The 14,446-nt window shown below is 71.6% G+C and carries 11 protein-coding genes, 1 tRNA gene and 1 pseudogene; 4 read left to right on the top strand and 9 right to left on the bottom strand.

The genetic code is table 11. From position 1 onward, the window contains the following. The first annotated feature begins 125 nt into the window (after positions 1-125). The gene (gene ppc / locus ACWGH0_RS06280) at positions 126-2,852 is read left to right on the top strand and encodes a phosphoenolpyruvate carboxylase (protein ID WP_453402971.1); all 2,727 of its coding nucleotides are present in this window, start codon (positions 126-128) and stop codon (positions 2,850-2,852) included. Between the two features lie 175 nt (positions 2,853-3,027). Here ppc and ACWGH0_RS06275 read toward each other — a convergent pair whose 3' ends face one another. The 7 genes from ACWGH0_RS06275 to ACWGH0_RS06245 all read right to left on the bottom strand — a co-directional run bounded on the left by ACWGH0_RS06275 (position 3,028) and on the right by ACWGH0_RS06245 (position 8,674). Then, positions 3,028-3,495, bottom strand: a complete 468-nt coding sequence (locus ACWGH0_RS06275) for a hypothetical protein (RefSeq protein WP_453402970.1) — start codon at positions 3,493-3,495, stop codon at positions 3,028-3,030. A gap of 66 nt (positions 3,496-3,561) precedes the next feature. Further along, positions 3,562-4,152, bottom strand: a complete 591-nt coding sequence (pth, locus tag ACWGH0_RS06270; RefSeq protein WP_453402969.1) for an aminoacyl-tRNA hydrolase — start codon at positions 4,150-4,152, stop codon at positions 3,562-3,564. Between the two features lie 137 nt (positions 4,153-4,289). Next, positions 4,290-4,874, bottom strand: a complete 585-nt coding sequence (locus ACWGH0_RS06265; RefSeq protein WP_453402968.1) for a 50S ribosomal protein L25/general stress protein Ctc — start codon at positions 4,872-4,874, stop codon at positions 4,290-4,292. Positions 4,875-5,060: 186 nt separating this feature from the next. Next, positions 5,061-6,038: a ribose-phosphate diphosphokinase gene (locus tag ACWGH0_RS06260; protein ID WP_453402967.1), complete on the bottom strand. Its 978-nt coding sequence runs from the start codon at positions 6,036-6,038 to the stop codon at positions 5,061-5,063. A 121-nt stretch (positions 6,039-6,159) separates the two neighbouring features. Next, positions 6,160-7,614 carry a bifunctional UDP-N-acetylglucosamine diphosphorylase/glucosamine-1-phosphate N-acetyltransferase GlmU gene (gene glmU / locus ACWGH0_RS06255; protein WP_453402966.1) on the bottom strand — a complete coding sequence of 485 codons (1,455 nt, stop codon included), beginning with the start codon at positions 7,612-7,614 and terminating at the stop codon, positions 6,160-6,162. Positions 7,615-7,722: 108 nt separating this feature from the next. Further along, positions 7,723-7,793 (bottom strand) — tRNA-Gln (locus ACWGH0_RS06250). A gap of 11 nt (positions 7,794-7,804) precedes the next feature. Continuing rightward, a complete protein-coding gene (locus ACWGH0_RS06245) occupies positions 7,805-8,674 on the bottom strand; it encodes a hypothetical protein (protein ID WP_453402965.1) in 870 nt (289 codons plus the stop codon). 156 nt (positions 8,675-8,830) lie between these two features. Between ACWGH0_RS06245 and ACWGH0_RS06240 the strand changes: the two genes are divergently transcribed. Continuing rightward, entirely contained in the window at positions 8,831-10,162 is a 1,332-nt protein-coding gene (locus ACWGH0_RS06240; protein WP_453402964.1) for a sensor histidine kinase, read from the top strand. Positions 10,163-10,406: 244 nt separating this feature from the next. On the opposite strand, the gene ACWGH0_RS06235 is transcribed toward ACWGH0_RS06240, so the two are convergent. Together ACWGH0_RS06235 and ACWGH0_RS06230 are read right to left on the bottom strand one after the other, a co-directional pair. Further along, positions 10,407-10,934, bottom strand: a complete 528-nt coding sequence (locus tag ACWGH0_RS06235) for an SUKH-3 domain-containing protein (protein WP_453402963.1) — start codon at positions 10,932-10,934, stop codon at positions 10,407-10,409. A gap of 10 nt (positions 10,935-10,944) precedes the next feature. Next, positions 10,945-11,544 (bottom strand): YwqJ-related putative deaminase, encoded by a 600-nt coding sequence (locus tag ACWGH0_RS06230; RefSeq protein WP_453402962.1) that lies wholly within the window; start codon positions 11,542-11,544, stop codon positions 10,945-10,947. Between the two features lie 240 nt (positions 11,545-11,784). Here ACWGH0_RS06230 and ACWGH0_RS06225 point away from each other — a divergent pair, with 240 nt between their 5' ends. Together ACWGH0_RS06225 and ACWGH0_RS06220 are read left to right on the top strand one after the other, a co-directional pair. Further along, positions 11,785-12,768 carry an HNH endonuclease gene (locus tag ACWGH0_RS06225; RefSeq protein WP_453402961.1) on the top strand — a complete coding sequence of 328 codons (984 nt, stop codon included), beginning with the start codon at positions 11,785-11,787 and terminating at the stop codon, positions 12,766-12,768. A 7-nt stretch (positions 12,769-12,775) separates the two neighbouring features. Continuing rightward, positions 12,776-14,446: pseudogene (locus ACWGH0_RS06220) on the top strand (SUKH-4 family immunity protein); the annotation flags it as partial.

Below are 14,446 nucleotides of genomic sequence, written 5' to 3'. Positions count from 1 at the left end.
CGCTTCGCCCGGCGGCAAGAGGCCGAGGGGAAAGCCTTCGGCCGTGCCGCATATCCTGGGTGCCGTCGGACAGCGTGGTCCACAAAACCTCCAGACGTGCTGAAACACTGCAAGGAGCCGCACCTGTGAGCAGTGCCGACCAGAACTCCAACACCAGCGCGGAGCTGCGCGCCGACATCCGCCGTCTCGGCGACCTGCTGGGCGAAACCCTCGTCCGGCAGGAAGGCCCAGAACTCCTCGAGCTGGTCGAGCGGGTGCGCGCCCTGACGCGCACCGACGGCGAAGCCGCCGCCGAACTGCTCGGAGACACCGACTTGGAGACCGCAGCCCGGCTGGTGCGCGCCTTCTCGACGTATTTCCATCTTGCCAACGTCACCGAGCAGGTGCACCGCGGCCGCGAGATGCGCGCGAAGCGGGCCGAAGAGGGCGGACTTCTCGCCCGTACGGCGGACAAGCTCAAGGACGCCGACCCCGAGCACCTGCGCCACACCGTCAAGAACCTCAACGTCAGGCCCGTCTTCACGGCCCACCCGACGGAGGCCGCGCGCCGGTCCGTACTGAACAAGCTCCGGCGCATCGCCGAGCTCCTCGAAACGCCCGTGATCTCCTCCGACCGGCGCAGGCACGACCTCCGTCTGGCCGAATCGATCGACCTCATCTGGCAGACGGACGAGCTGCGCGTCGTACGCCCCGAACCGGCCGACGAGGCCCGCAACGCCATCTACTACCTCGACGAGCTGCACGCCGGCGCGGTCGGCGACGTCCTGGAGGACCTGGCCGCCGAGCTGGAGCGCGTCGGCGTGGAGCTGCCCCCCGGCACCCGGCCGCTCACCTTCGGCACCTGGATCGGCGGCGACCGCGACGGCAACCCGAACGTCACACCCGCCGTGACCTGGGACGTACTGATCCTCCAGCACGAGCACGGCATCTCCGACGCCCTGGAGCTCGTCGACCAGCTCCGCGGGCAGCTGTCGAACTCCATCCGCTACACCGGCGCCACCGAGGAACTGCTGACCTCCCTCCAGGCCGACCTGGAACGGCTGCCCATCAGCCCCCGCTACAAGCGCCTGAACGCCGAGGAGCCCTACCGGCTCAAGGCCACCTGCATCCGCCAGAAGCTGGTCAACACCCGCGAGCGCCTCGCCAACGGCACCGCGCACCAGCCCGGCGTCGACTACCTCGGCACCGGCGAACTCCTCGCCGACCTCACGCTCATCCAGACCTCGCTGCGCGAGCACCGCGGCGGCCTGTTCGCCGACGGACGCATGGACCGTACGATCCGCACCCTCGCGGCGTTCGGCCTCCAGCTCGCCACGATGGACGTGCGCGAGCACGCCGACGCGCACCACCACGCCCTCGGGCAGCTCTTCGACCGGCTCGGCGAGGAGTCCTGGCGGTACGCCGACATGCCGCGCGACTACCGCCAGAAGCTCCTCGCGAAGGAGCTGCGCTCCCGGCGGCCGCTGGCCCCCACGCCCCCGCCGCTGGACGCCGCGGGCCACAAGACCCTCGGCGTGTTCACCACGATCAAGGAGGCGCTGGAGCGCTTCGGGCCCGAGGTCGTCGAGTCGTACATCATCTCCATGTGCCAGGGCGCCGACGACGTCTTCGCCGCCGCCGTCCTCGCCCGCGAGGCCGGCCTCGTCGACCTGCACGCCGGCTGGGCCAAGATCGGCATCGTGCCGCTCCTGGAGACCACCGACGAGCTGCGCGCCGCCGACGTCATCCTGGACGAGATGCTGGCCGACCCCTCGTACCGGCGTCTCGTCTCCCTGCGCGGCGACGTGCAGGAGGTCATGCTCGGCTACTCCGACTCCTCCAAGTTCGGCGGCATCACCACCAGCCAGTGGGAGATCCACCGCGCCCAGCGCCGGCTGCGCGACGTCGCCCACCGGTACGGCGTGCGCCTGCGGCTCTTCCACGGCCGCGGCGGCACCGTCGGCCGCGGCGGCGGCCCCTCCCACGACGCGATCCTCGCGCAGCCCTGGGGCACCCTGGAGGGCGAGATCAAGGTCACCGAGCAGGGCGAGGTCATCTCCGACAAGTACCTCGTACCGTCCCTGGCCAGGGAGAACCTGGAGCTGACGGTCGCCGCCACGCTCCAGGCGTCCGCGCTGCACACCTCCCCGCGCCAGTCCGACGAGGCGCTGGCGCGCTGGGACGCGGCCATGGACACCGTCTCCGAGGCCGCCCACACCGCGTACCGCAAGCTCGTCGAGGACCCGGACCTGCCGACGTACTTCCTCGCCTCGACCCCCGTCGACCAGCTCGCCGACCTCCACCTGGGCTCGCGGCCCTCCCGCCGCCCCGGCTCCGGCGTCTCCCTCGACGGCCTGCGCGCCATCCCGTGGGTGTTCGGCTGGACCCAGTCCCGGCAGATCGTGCCCGGCTGGTACGGCGTCGGATCCGGCCTCAAGGCCCTGCGCGAGGCGGGACTGGAGAGCGTCCTGGAGGAAATGCAGGAGAACTGGCACTTCTTCCGCAACTTCCTGTCCAACGTCGAGATGACGCTCGCCAAGACCGACCTGCGCATCGCGCAGCACTACGTCGACACACTCGTCCCGGACGAGCTGAAGCACGTCTTCGACACCATCCGCGCCGAGCACGAGCTCACGGTGGCGGAGGTCCTGCGGATCACGGGCAACGAGCAGCTCCTCGGCTCCAGCCCGGTGCTCCAGCAGACGTTCGCCATCCGTGACGCCTACCTGGACCCGATCTCCTACCTCCAGGTCTCGCTGCTCGCGCGCCAGCGCGCGGCGGCCGAGCGCGGCGAGGAGGCGGACCCGCTGCTGGCGAGGGCGCTGCTGCTCACCGTCAACGGCGTCGCGGCCGGCCTGCGCAACACGGGCTGACCTCCCACCGGCCGAAGGCCCGCCGCTCCGCACCGCGACGGTGCGGGGCGGCGGGCCTTCGCCGTGCCGGAGGGGGATGCGCGCGGGGCCGCGTCCGAACCCTTCGCCGCGCCGGAGCCGCGCGGGCGCGCGGCGGTGACTACCGCGGGGGGCGCCGTACGGGCCCGCGCGGCGGCTACAGCGCCAGGAACGTCGCGCCCAGCAGGACGCCGCCCGCCAGCGCCGCGCCCCACGCCAGACGGGTCAGCCGCAGCCCCCCGGCGACGACCAGCGCCGCGAGCAGCAGGGCGCCGCCCAGCGGGACCCAGGCGTGCAGGACGCCGGGGGCGCCGGCCCGTACCGCCTCGGCGGTGCCCGGCTTCAGGACGACCGGGAGCTCCGCGCCCCTGCGCACCGCGATCGACTTCTCGATCGTCACGCGCGCGTGGTCCGTCGTCGGGCCGTCCGGTGTGTACGGCCCCGCGCACGTCTCGACGCCGCACACCGCGACCGTCATCGTCCCGTGCTCACGGCCCTTGGAGAGCATCACGTGCTGGGCAGTGCCCCAGGACGAACGGACGCCGGCGACGAGCAGCAACAGGGCGATGCCGGCCATCGCCGCCCGTCGGGCGTACAGGAGGGCTTGGGTCCGCTTCGAGGCCATGGACCGCGATCCTTGGCCATGTGACCGCGCTCGGTCAACCTCAGGCCATGACCAGCGGTCGGAATGTCAGGAGTTGTACGCGCTCTGCGCGCGCTCCAGCCCCTCGGTGACCAGGCACTCCACCGCGTCGGCGGCCCGGTCCACGAAGTAGTCCAGCTCCTTGCGCTCCGCCGAGGAGAAGTCCTTCAGCACGAAGTCGGCCACCTGCATACGCCCCGGCGGCCGCCCGATCCCGAAACGCACCCGGTGGTAGTCCGGCCCCATCGACTTGGTCATCGACTTGAGACCGTTGTGGCCGTTGTCGCCGCCGCCCAGCTTCACCCGCAGCGTGCCGTAATCGATGTCCAGCTCGTCGTGGACCGCCACGATCCGCTCCGTCGGCACCTTGTAGAAGTCGCGCAGCGCCGTCACCGGCCCCCCCGACAGATTCATGTACGACTGCGGCTTCGCCAGCACCACCCGCCGGCCCGCAGGACCCGGCGGACCCACACGCCCCTCCACCACCTGGGCACGGGCCTTGTGCGCCTTGAACTTCGCCCGCATGCGCTCCGCGAGCAGGTCGGCGACCATGAAGCCGACATTGTGCCGGTTGGCCGCGTAGTCGGGACCCGGATTGCCCAGACCCACGATCAGCCAGGGGGCGGCTGCGTCCGTCATCTGCATGTCTCCTTCGTACGCCGGTTCCCGCGGCGGTTCCTGTACCGGTCCAGGACCGGTTCACACGCCAGCCGCCGCCCCGCGCCCGAAGGCACGGAACGGCGGCTGGACAGTGACTACGAGCCGAACGGCGAGGCTCAGGCCTCGGCGCCCTCGGACTCGCCCTCGGCCGCGGACTCCTCGGCCTGCGGGGCCAGAACCTGGATCACGATGGCCTCCGGGTCGGTGGCCAGCGTGGTGCCCTCGGGCAGCGGAACGTCCTTCGCGTGGATCGAGGCACCGGCCTCCAGGCCCGCGATGGACACCGTGACGGACTCGGGGATGTGCGTCGCCTCGGTCTCGACCGACAGCGTGTTCAGCACGTTCTCCAGCAGGTTGCCGCCCGGGGCCAGCTCGCCCTCGGTGTGGACCGCGACCTCGACCGTGACCTTCTCGCCGCGCTTGACCGCGAGCAGGTCGACGTGGGTGATGTTGCGCTTGATGGGGTGACGCTGGATCGCCTTGGGGATGACGAGCTCCGAACGGCCGTCGACGTCCAGGCTGAGCAGCGCGTTGCTGGTCTTGAGCGCCATCATCAGCTCGTGGCCCGGCAGCGTGACGTGAACGGGCTCGGCGCCGTGGCCGTAGATGACACCGGGCACCTTGTTGGCACGACGGGTCTGACGGGCAGCGCCCTTGCCGAACTCGTTGCGGACTTCAGCGGCGATCTTGATCTCAGCCATGGTGCACTCCTCGCGGGTGACGAAAAACGGATGGGTCACCCGGCCACGAAACGGCCTGCTACGAAGAGCGCGTCGATAACGGATACGCCGTACTGCATGAGTACGGCCTCCCTCGCCGAGCAACTCAGGGAGTCTACCCGGCGGGAAGGCCGTACCAGAAATCGATCTACGGAACGAACCGGACCGCTACGACTGCTCCTCGAAGAGGCTCGTGACCGAACCGTCCTCGAAGACCTCACGCACCGCACGCGCGATCGTCGGCGCCATCGACAGCACCGTGATCTTGTCGAGCTCCAGTTCGCCCGGGGTCGGCAGCGTGTTCGTCAGAACGAACTCACTGACCTTCGAGTTCTTCAACCGGTCCGCGGCCGGACCCGACAGGATGCCGTGCGTCGCCGTGACGATGACATCCTCCGCGCCGTTCGCGAACAGCGCCTCCGCGGCGGCGCAGATCGTGCCACCCGTGTCGATCATGTCGTCGACCAGCACACACACCCGGCCCTTGACCTCACCCACGACCTCGTGGACGGTCACCTGGTTCGCCACGTCCTTGTCACGCCGCTTGTGCACGATCGCCAGCGGCGCGTCCAGACGGTCGCACCAGCGGTCCGCGACACGCACCCGGCCCGCGTCCGGCGAAACGATCGTCAGCTTCGAACGGTCCACCTTCGCGCCCACGTAGTCGGCCAGCACCGGCAGCGCCGACAGGTGGTCCACCGGGCCGTCGAAGAAGCCCTGGATCTGGTCCGTGTGCAGATCCACCGTGAGAATGCGGTCCGCGCCCGCCGTCTTCAGCAGATCCGCGATCAGACGGGCCGAAATCGGCTCACGCCCACGGTGCTTCTTGTCCTGCCGGGCGTAACCGTACGACGGGATAGCCACCGTGATGCTCCGGGCCGAGGCCCGCTTCAGAGCATCGATCATGATCAGCTGTTCCATGATCCACTTATTGATCGGAGCCGTGTGGCTCTGAATCAGGAAGCAGTCCGCGCCGCGCGCCGACTCCTGGAAGCGGACGTAGATCTCACCGTTGGCGAAGTCGAAAGCCTTCGTCGGCACGAGGCCGACACCCAACTGGTGCGCGACCTCCTCGGCCAGCTCGGGGTGGGCGCGGCCGGAGAAGAGCATCAGCTTCTTCTCGCCGGTCGTCTTGATCCCGGTCACAGCACTGTCTCCTCGGACGTGAATCATTGCTGCTGCGCCCGCACGCCTTAGAAACGCATACGAGCCAGCCGAATTGTGTGCACCTATCACGGTACGCCGAGAACGACGCACCTGTTTCCGGTCAGCTTTCGCCGCGGACCCCATCGGCCGCCGACTGAGCCGCCTGCGCGGCAGCGCTTCCCGGACGCTTCCGGGCCACCCAACCCTCGATATTCCTTTGCTGCCCACGGGCAACGGCGAGGGAACCGGGCGGCACATCCTTGGTGATGACGGAGCCGGCAGCGGTGTACGCACCGTCCCCGACCGTGACAGGCGCCACAAACATGTTGTCCGAGCCCGTCCGGCAGTGAGAACCGATCGTCGTGTGGTGCTTGGCCTCACCGTCGTAGTTCACGAACACACTCGCAGCACCGATATTCGTGTACTCCCCGATCGTCGCGTCACCGACGTACGACAGATGCGGCACCTTCGTACCCTCGCCCACCACGGCGTTCTTCATCTCGACATACGCACCGGCCTTCGACTTCGCACCCAGCCGCGTACCGGGCCGCAGATACGCGAACGGGCCCACACTCGCCCCGGCGCCCACCTCCGCGCCCTCCGCGACCGTGTTGTCCACCCGGGCACCCGCATGAACGACCGTGTCCGTGAGCCGCGAGTTGGGACCCACCTCGCACCCCTCACCCAGATGCGTCGCCCCCAGCAACTGCGTACCCGGATGCACCACCGCGTCCTGATCGAACGTCACCATCACGTCGATGAACGTCGAAGCCGGATCGACGACCGTCACACCACCCAGCATCGCCCGCTCCAGCAGACGGGCATTGAGCAGCCCACGCGCCTCCGCCAACTGCACACGGTTGTTGATCCCCAGGATCTCCCGGTGATCGGCCGCCACCGCGGCCCCCACCCGGTGACCCGCCTCACGCAGGATCCCGAGCACGTCCGTGAGGTACTCCTCACCCTGACTGTTGTCCGTACGCACCTTGCCCAGCGCCTCGGCGAGCAGCCGCCCGTCGAACGCGAACACACCCGAATTGATCTCGTTGATCGCACGCTGCGCGTCGGTCGCGTCCTTGTGCTCGACGATCGCCGTGACCGCACCGCTGTCCCGGTCCCGCACGATCCGCCCGTACCCCGTCGCATCCGGGACCTCGGCGGTCAGCACCGTGCACGCGTTGCCGTCGGCGGCGTGCGTCCCCGCCAGCCGGGCCAGCGTGTCACCCGTCAGCAACGGCGTGTCGCCGCACACGACGACCACAGTGCCGTCGACCGCGCCCCCGAGCTGCTCCAGGCCCATGCGCACGGCGTGCCCGGTGCCCTTCTGCTGCTCCTGCACGGCGGTGCGCACACCGGCGTCGATGTCGGAGAGATGCGCGGCGACCTGCTCGCGGGCATGGCCGACGACCACGACGAGGTGCTCGGGGTCCAGCTCGCGGGAGGCGGCGACGACGTGCCCGACGAGCGAGCGCCCGCTGATCTGGTGCAGAACCTTCGGGGTGGCCGACTTCATGCGGGTGCCCTCACCCGCTGCGAGGACGACGACGGCGGCGGCGGCCGGGCGGTTGGCGCTCACGGGGATGCCCTTCGGCTTCGGGTGGTGGACACCCGCAGGATACCGGGGGGTGTCATGGCCGAAACGCGCGCGGGTCCTGACCTGTGTGGTCAGGACCCGCTGTCACTGCTCCCGGGGAAGGAATCGAACCCTCATTCAATGGACCAAAACCATTTGTCCTGCCATTAGACGACCCGGGATGGTTCGCCGCTTATGTCCGATTCTTAAGATCGGACGTGAGTGACGCCCCTACTATGCCGTACCAGGCGCCCTCTACGCGACGGTACAGATCCGCGCTGCGGGTTACGTAGACGGCCAGGCAACCCCGGTACGCCTCCCCGGTGTTCTTGCGCACCGTTTTGGGGTTGTGCCGCTTGAGCGACGCCTTGTTGAAGCCGGAGCGCGGGACGCCTGTCAGCTGTGCCCAGAACTCCTCCGCCGCCGGCACGTCGGCCGATTCGTGAATGCTGACGTAGAGGCGCAGGCGCGCGCGGGGAACGCCGAGCAGGTCCAGCCAGCGCAGGTAGACGGTGATCACGTCGGGGTCGCTGTTGATGAATCTGAGTGACTCCCGCCGGTCGTACGTCTTGTCCTTGGCGCCCTCGGCCCAGTAGAGCGTGACGCCCAGCAGGAACAGCTCGCGGTCGCTCAGCTCGCCGACCGCTTCGGCGGCGGCCCGCTTCGTCGCCTCCCGCTCCGTCGCGCGCCGCCGGAGTGTCGCGTCCCAGCCGCGCCGGGCTATCGCCGACGCCTCCTCCGGGGTCCGCTTCGGCGGTTTGGGGAGGTCGCGCACCCACAGGGAGATCGAGCTCTTCGAGCAGCCCAGTTCCAGCTGGATCCGGTCGTACGTGAAGCCCTGGAGGCGCAGCTCGCGTGCCCTCGCCCGCAGATCGTCCTTCGCGTTCGGGCGCTTGGTCCAGTCGGGGGCGGGCTCGCCGTCGAGGAGCCGGTTGAGGATGTCGTTGTTGTCGACCTGGATGCGGTCGCGGATCTGGCGCCTGCTGAGGCCCTGGCGTCGCAGGGCGACGGCCTGTTCGCGGAGGCTTTCGAAGTCGGCGTACTTGTCGTGGGGTGCGGTCATACGGACAGCGTTGTCCGGAATGCGGACGTCCGGCTCGAAAGCCTGGTCGATTCAGTCCTTCGTGCGGACAACACCCGTTTCGCGTGACGGTGGCCGCCTTCCGTGCTCGTCCGGTCTCCCGGATATCGGGTGGCGGCCGCCCGTAGGGTGGAAGGCATGACCGTAACGGGGGCAGATCAGGACGCCACGGGCATGACCGCCCGGCGCTACTGGTGGTGGGACAGGCGGCGCAGTGTCGTTCTGGACGTGGGGCTGGCGTTGGTTTCGGCGCTCGAGTGCGCTGTGGAGGGTGTGAGGTTCGCGGGGGACGCGGGGCTGCCGGTTCCGCTGGGGGTGGTGTTCGGGCTGGTCGCGGGGTCGGTCCTGGTGGTGCGGCGGCGGTGGCCGATCGCGGTGGTGCTGGTGTCGATCGCCGTGACGCCGGCCGAGATGGCGTACCTGATGGGCATCGTGTCGCTGTACACGCTGGCCGCTTCGGAGGTGCCGCGCCGGATCACCGTCGTGCTGGCGGGGATGTCGCTGACCGGGACGCTGATCGTGACGTATGTACGGACGCAGCAGGACGTGGCGAGCGCGACGGACGGCGACTACCGGCCGGGTCCCTGGTACGTGCCGCTGGTCTCGCTGTTCATGTCGCTCGGTCTGACCGGGCCGCCGGTGCTGTACGGGCTCTACATAGGGGCGCGGCGCAGGTTGATGGAGAGCTTGCGGGAGCGTGCGGATTCGCTGGAGCGGGAGCTGTCGCTGCTGGCGGACCGGGCGGAGGAGCGGGCGGAGTGGGCGCGTACCGAGGAGCGGACGCGGATCGCGCGTGAGATGCACGACGTGGTGGCGCACCGGGTGAGTCTGATGGTGGTGCACGCGGCGGCGCTTCAGGCGGTGGCGTTGAAGGATCCCGCCAAGGCGGTGAAGAACGCGGCGCTGGTCGGGGACATGGGGCGGCAGGCGTTGACGGAGTTGCGGCAGATGCTGGGGGTGCTGCGTTCGGGGGACGCGGGGGAGCGGCGTGGCGCGGGTGCGGCGGATGTGCCGTTGGCTGCGGTGGGTGCGGCGGCTGCGGCTGTCGCGGCGGCCGAGGCGGAGGACGGGCCGTGCCTGGCGGATCTGGAGGCGCTGGTTGGGCAGTCGCGGCAGGCGGGGATGGTGGTGGAGTTCTCGGTGGAGGGGGATCCGGTGGACTGCGGGGCGCTGGTCGAGCAGACGGCGTACCGGGTGGTGCAGGAGGCCTTGACGAATGTGCACAAGCACGCGGCGGGCGCCAAGACGTGGGTGCGGCTGGCGCATCGCGTTTCGGAGGTGGCGATGCAGGTGGAGAACGGGCCGTCGGACGGCGGTACGGCGGACGCCGGGCTGCCGAGCGGGGGCAATGGGCTGGTGGGGATGCGGGAGCGGGTGACGGCGCTGGGGGGCGTCTTCGTGTCGGGCCCGACGGACGCGGGCGGCTTCCGCGTCTCGGCGGTGCTGCCGGCCCGCCCGAGGAAGGGGTAGGGGGCGCGCCGGGGGACGCGTACGGGGCCTTGTTGTACGCGTGAGGGGTGCGTGACCGGGGGTGGGCGCGACGGGCGCGCCCGGTGAGGCGCGGTGGCGTTATGTACGCCCGCCCGGCGAGGCGCGGCGGGGGTACGCACGGCCGCCGTGAAGCCCGTCGCGTCGCGGGGCGCCCGCCCCGCTAACCCGGGAGCGCCGCCCCGGGTGTGCCGCCGCGCCCCCGCCCAGTCCCCCCGGCGCGCTGTTACGTCGGTGTCAGGCGGTTGGGCTGGGTGCCGGTGACCAGGGTGGACAGGGCGTGGTCGATGTCGGGGCCCAGGTACCAGTCGCCGGTGTGGTCGAGGCTGTAGACGCGGCCCTCCGTGTCGATCGCGAGTACCGCCTGGCCGTCGTCTCCCTCGCCGCCGAGTTCGGTGCCGAGGGGGCACACCTCGGTGCCGAGTGCGCGGCCGAGGTCGGCGAGTGTCCGTGCGTGGTGCAGTCCGCCGAGGGGGTCGAAACGTACCGGTGTCGGCGCGATCTGCCGGCCGGGGCCGGGCGGTGCGACGAGCAGGCCGCCGAACTCGGCCCACGCCTCGACCGCGGCCGGGAAGACGCTGTGCCGGTGGCCGGCGGGCGAGGTGTGGGCGCGCAGGGTGTCGGCCCAGTGCTCGGCCTGCCGTATGTCCCAGCGTCCCGGCTGCCAGCCGGCCGTGCGCAGGGCGGCGTCCACCGCCACCGGGAAGCGGGTGGTGCTGGTGTGGTGGCTCGGGGTGGGGATGGGGCCCGGCATCGGCGGCGGGTCAGCCCTTCTCGGTAGGGGTCGCGGTCAGGTCTACGGCGCGTACGCCGAAGTGGGCGAGCATCGGTGTGCAGGAGCGGCACGGCGGTGCGTAGCTGCCGTGCAGCGGGTCGCCGTCCTCGCGGATGCGGCGGGCCGTGAGTTTGGAGTGCTTGAGGGAGCGGCGGGCCTCGCCCGTGGTCAGGGGCTTTCGGGAGGCGCGCTTGGAGCGTGATCCCTCGGTGGCGGCGATGTGCCGGGAGAGGAGGATCGCTTCGGGGCAGCGGCCTGTGAAGCGTTCGCGCTGGCCGCTGGGGAGGGTGTCGAGGAAGTCCTGGACGAGCGGGTGGAGCGGGGGCGGCCGGTCGCCCCGGCCGGCTGTGCACGTGAGGGTGCCGGCGCCGCGTACGGACAGGGCGGCGGCGACCGTGGGAAGGATGCCGTCGCGACGGTGAGTGAGCGCGGGCACGCGGGCGGGTTCGCTGCTGCTCCAGCTGAGGCGTGGGTCTCCGGCCGCCGCGGTGGCCGTGGCCGTCGCGCCGGGCGTCGCCGCCGTGGGTGTCGCTGTCGTGGTCGTGGCCGGGCCCGTCGGTGTCGTAGCGGCTGTCTGAGCAGTGTGCATGGTGGTGCTCCCCTCCCGTGCCCGCGGCGGGCAGCCGCTGACGTGCACGCCCCCGCGTTGCTGAGACAGCCTGCCAAATGTGTCCACCGGTACGGAAGCTGGGTCGGTGAATCGTGTACGTGTGTCGCACGGTGGTGACCCGGGCGTGACGGTTCGTTACGCAAGGCGAGGGGCGGGGCCGCCTGTTGCCCCACCGCATAGGCTGTGCGAACCAGCCAGACGCAGCAGGGGGCATCCGCCATGACGACAGGTCGGCTCGGGCAGCAAGCCGCGCCACCGAACGCGGCCTACGCCGGGCAGCTCGTGCATTTCCCGGACCCGGTCCGGGCCTCCCGCCACCCCCAGGGTGTGCGTGTGGACGAAGCCGGCTTCCCGGTCTTCACGCCGTACGCGCGGGCCGCCGCGGAGATCGCGGAGCCTCCGGAGGGTTTCGGCGTCGACGAACTGCGGCTCACGGACTATGTGTCGGCCAACGCGGCGCTGGCCGCCGGTGGGCACGAGTTGTGGGACACCATCCCGGCGGTCGCCACCCCGCACGGCTGGACCTGGCACCACGTGCCGAACACCCGGCGGATGGAGCTCGTGCCCGTGGAGGTGAAGGCGCTGCTGCGCCACCACGGGGGGCTGACGACGGCCGCGGTCGACCAGGAGAAGCGGGGCACGCGGCCGTTGCAGGAGACGCGGCCGGCCCATTTCGGGCTGCCGAAGGGTGCCGTGTCGGTGACCGAGCAGCAGATCCTCGGTGTCGAGGAGGATCTCGGTTACCGGCTTCCGGGGGCGTACCGGTCGTTCCTGAAGGCGGCGGGCGGCTGCGCGCCGGTGGGCACGGCGCTCGACGCGGAGCTCGGGCTGCTGGTGGACCAGCCGTTCTTCACGGTGCGGGACGAGGCCGCGGTGAACGACCTGGTGTACGTCAACAAGTGCCTGCGCGACCACATGACCAAGGACTACCTGGGTGTCGCGTTCGTGCAGGGCGGTCTGCTGGCCGTGAAGGTGCGGGGCGCGGCCGTGGGGTCGGTGTGGTTCGTGGCGTACGACGACGCGCGGGACCGCGACGGGTGGACGGTGCACGAGCGGGTGGAGCGGTTGCTGATGCCCTGCGGTGAGGACTTCGACGCCTTCCTCCAGCGGCTGGCGGGCAGTCCGCCGGAGCTGGAGACGGTGGCGAACCTGATGGTCGACGGCGGCTTCGCGCGCGCCGTCCCTGTTTCGGACGAGGGGTGACGGTCCGGTGGTGACCTTCGCGCAGGCGCAGGAGCGCGCGGAAGAGTGGGTCAACGGGGATGTGCCCGTGCCGTCGCACCGTGAGGTGCGGGTGCGCGAGTTCGAACTCGGTTTCGTGGTGTGGGCGGAGGACCGGGCGGGCGGGCCGGTGTCGGACGGCGGCCGGCAGCGCCTGGTGATCGCCCGCGACAGCGGGGAGGCCACGTTGTGGCCGGGGCTGCCGGTGGGTGAGGTGATCCGCCGGTACGAGGAGGAGTACGGGACGCCGGAACCGTCGCCGGCGGCGGACGCGGGGCCGGCCCCGGCGCAGCGGGTCGACCTGGAGCAGACGTCGTTCCTGTTGACGCCGCCGGAGTGGCTCCAGGACGCGGCGGACCGGGCGGGCATTCCGGACGGCCGGGGTGCGGGCGCCGGTGCGCCGTCCGGTCCGGTCTCCGGGGCGGGTTCGTCCGACGAGAGTGGGGACTGGCCTCTCGCGGGCGCCGCCGGTGCGGATGACGGCGGGTCGCGCGGCGGGGCCGATACGCCGGCTGCGAGCGGCGACTGGGCCGCCGCCGTGAGCGCGGGCGCGGCTTCCGCCACTGCGGGCGGCGCGCGCGGGGTGCGGGCGTCGGAGGACGCGGCCGGATCCGCTGCGGCGGTTGGTGACTTGGCCGGTTCCGGTTCCGGTGCCGGGGGCGGCTGGAGCGGTGCGGGGGGCGGCCCGGCGTCAGGTGACGCCGGTTCGGTTTCCGGGGGCGCGAGTTGGGGCGGCCCGGGCGCCAGCGGCCTGTCGGAGGACGCCAGTTGGGGCGGAGTCCGGAGCGAGAACGCCTCGCAGGCCGAACACGGCTCGGGCAGCGCGTCCTGGCCCGGCGCGGGCGGCGGTGACCGCGAGGCCACGCCGTCCGGTGGCGTGCCCGCGACGCCCGCCGGGGCGACGCCCTGGGCCGGTACGGACACCAACTCGGCCACCGGCCCCGACGACGCCTCCGTCCCGCTGCCCGCGACGGTCTTCGCGCCGCCGCTCTCCGGGTCGGACGACGACGACACGCCGCCGCCCGGTGTGCCGCCGGAGGCGAAGACGGCCCTGATGTCCGGCGGCAGCAAGCTGCCCCGGACCACGGTGGCCCCTCTGCTCCCGGGTGAGACTCCGCAGCCTCCGGTGGCACCCGGGCGGCCCACCGTCCCGCCGCCCGGAGCCGAGGAGTTCACCGACGCCGCGCCGGGCGGTGCGCCTGGCAGCGGTGCGCCCGTGAGTGGTGTGCCTGGCAGCGGTGCGACGCCTCCGCCGCCGCCCGGTGCGCCCGGTGCCGTTCCGCCGTCGGGTCCGGGTGCGCCCGGTGCGCCGGCTGGCGGTTACGTGCCGACGCAGCTCGTCTCCGCGCTGGGACCCGACGGGCCCCAGCCGCCCGGCCCGCCGACGCCGCCTGGTGCTCCTGGTGGTGGTGTGCACCATGCGGCGACGATGTTCGCTGATCCGAGTCAGGGTGGGGGGATGCCGGGGGTTCCGCAGCCTCCTGGGCCGCCGGGTGCTCCCGGTCAGCCGACGCCGCCCGGTCCTCCCGGTCCTCCTGGTGCGCCCGGTGGTGGTGTTCATCACGCGGCGACGATGTTCGCCGATCCGAGTCAGGGTGGGGGGATGCCGGGGGTTCCGCAGCCTCCTGGGCCGCCGGGTGCTCCCGGTCAGCCGACGCCG

The sequence above is a fragment of the Streptomyces sp. NPDC054887 genome (genome assembly GCF_053610585.1).
Note: the sequence above shows the minus strand (reverse complement) of the source record. Positions and strands in the feature narration are given on the sequence as shown.

Bases quoted from the DNA above. Each gene is read 5' to 3' on its own strand.
- ACWGH0_RS06245 (WP_453402965.1), bottom strand. From the start codon at position 8,674: ATGACCGCACCCCACGACAAGTACGCCGACTTCGAAAGCCTCCGCGAA.
- ACWGH0_RS06225 (WP_453402961.1), top strand. From the start codon at position 11,785: ATGACGACAGGTCGGCTCGGGCAGCAAGCCGCGCCACCGAACGCGGCC.
- ACWGH0_RS06230 (WP_453402962.1), bottom strand. From the start codon at position 11,544: ATGCACACTGCTCAGACAGCCGCTACGACACCGACGGGCCCGGCCACG.
- ACWGH0_RS06240 (WP_453402964.1), top strand. From the start codon at position 8,831: ATGACCGTAACGGGGGCAGATCAGGACGCCACGGGCATGACCGCCCGG.
- ACWGH0_RS06275 (WP_453402970.1), bottom strand. From the start codon at position 3,495: ATGGCCTCGAAGCGGACCCAAGCCCTCCTGTACGCCCGACGGGCGGCG.
- ACWGH0_RS06265 (WP_453402968.1), bottom strand. From the start codon at position 4,874: ATGGCTGAGATCAAGATCGCCGCTGAAGTCCGCAACGAGTTCGGCAAG.
- ACWGH0_RS06235 (WP_453402963.1), bottom strand. From the start codon at position 10,934: ATGCCGGGCCCCATCCCCACCCCGAGCCACCACACCAGCACCACCCGC.
- pth (WP_453402969.1), bottom strand. From the start codon at position 4,152: ATGACGGACGCAGCCGCCCCCTGGCTGATCGTGGGTCTGGGCAATCCG.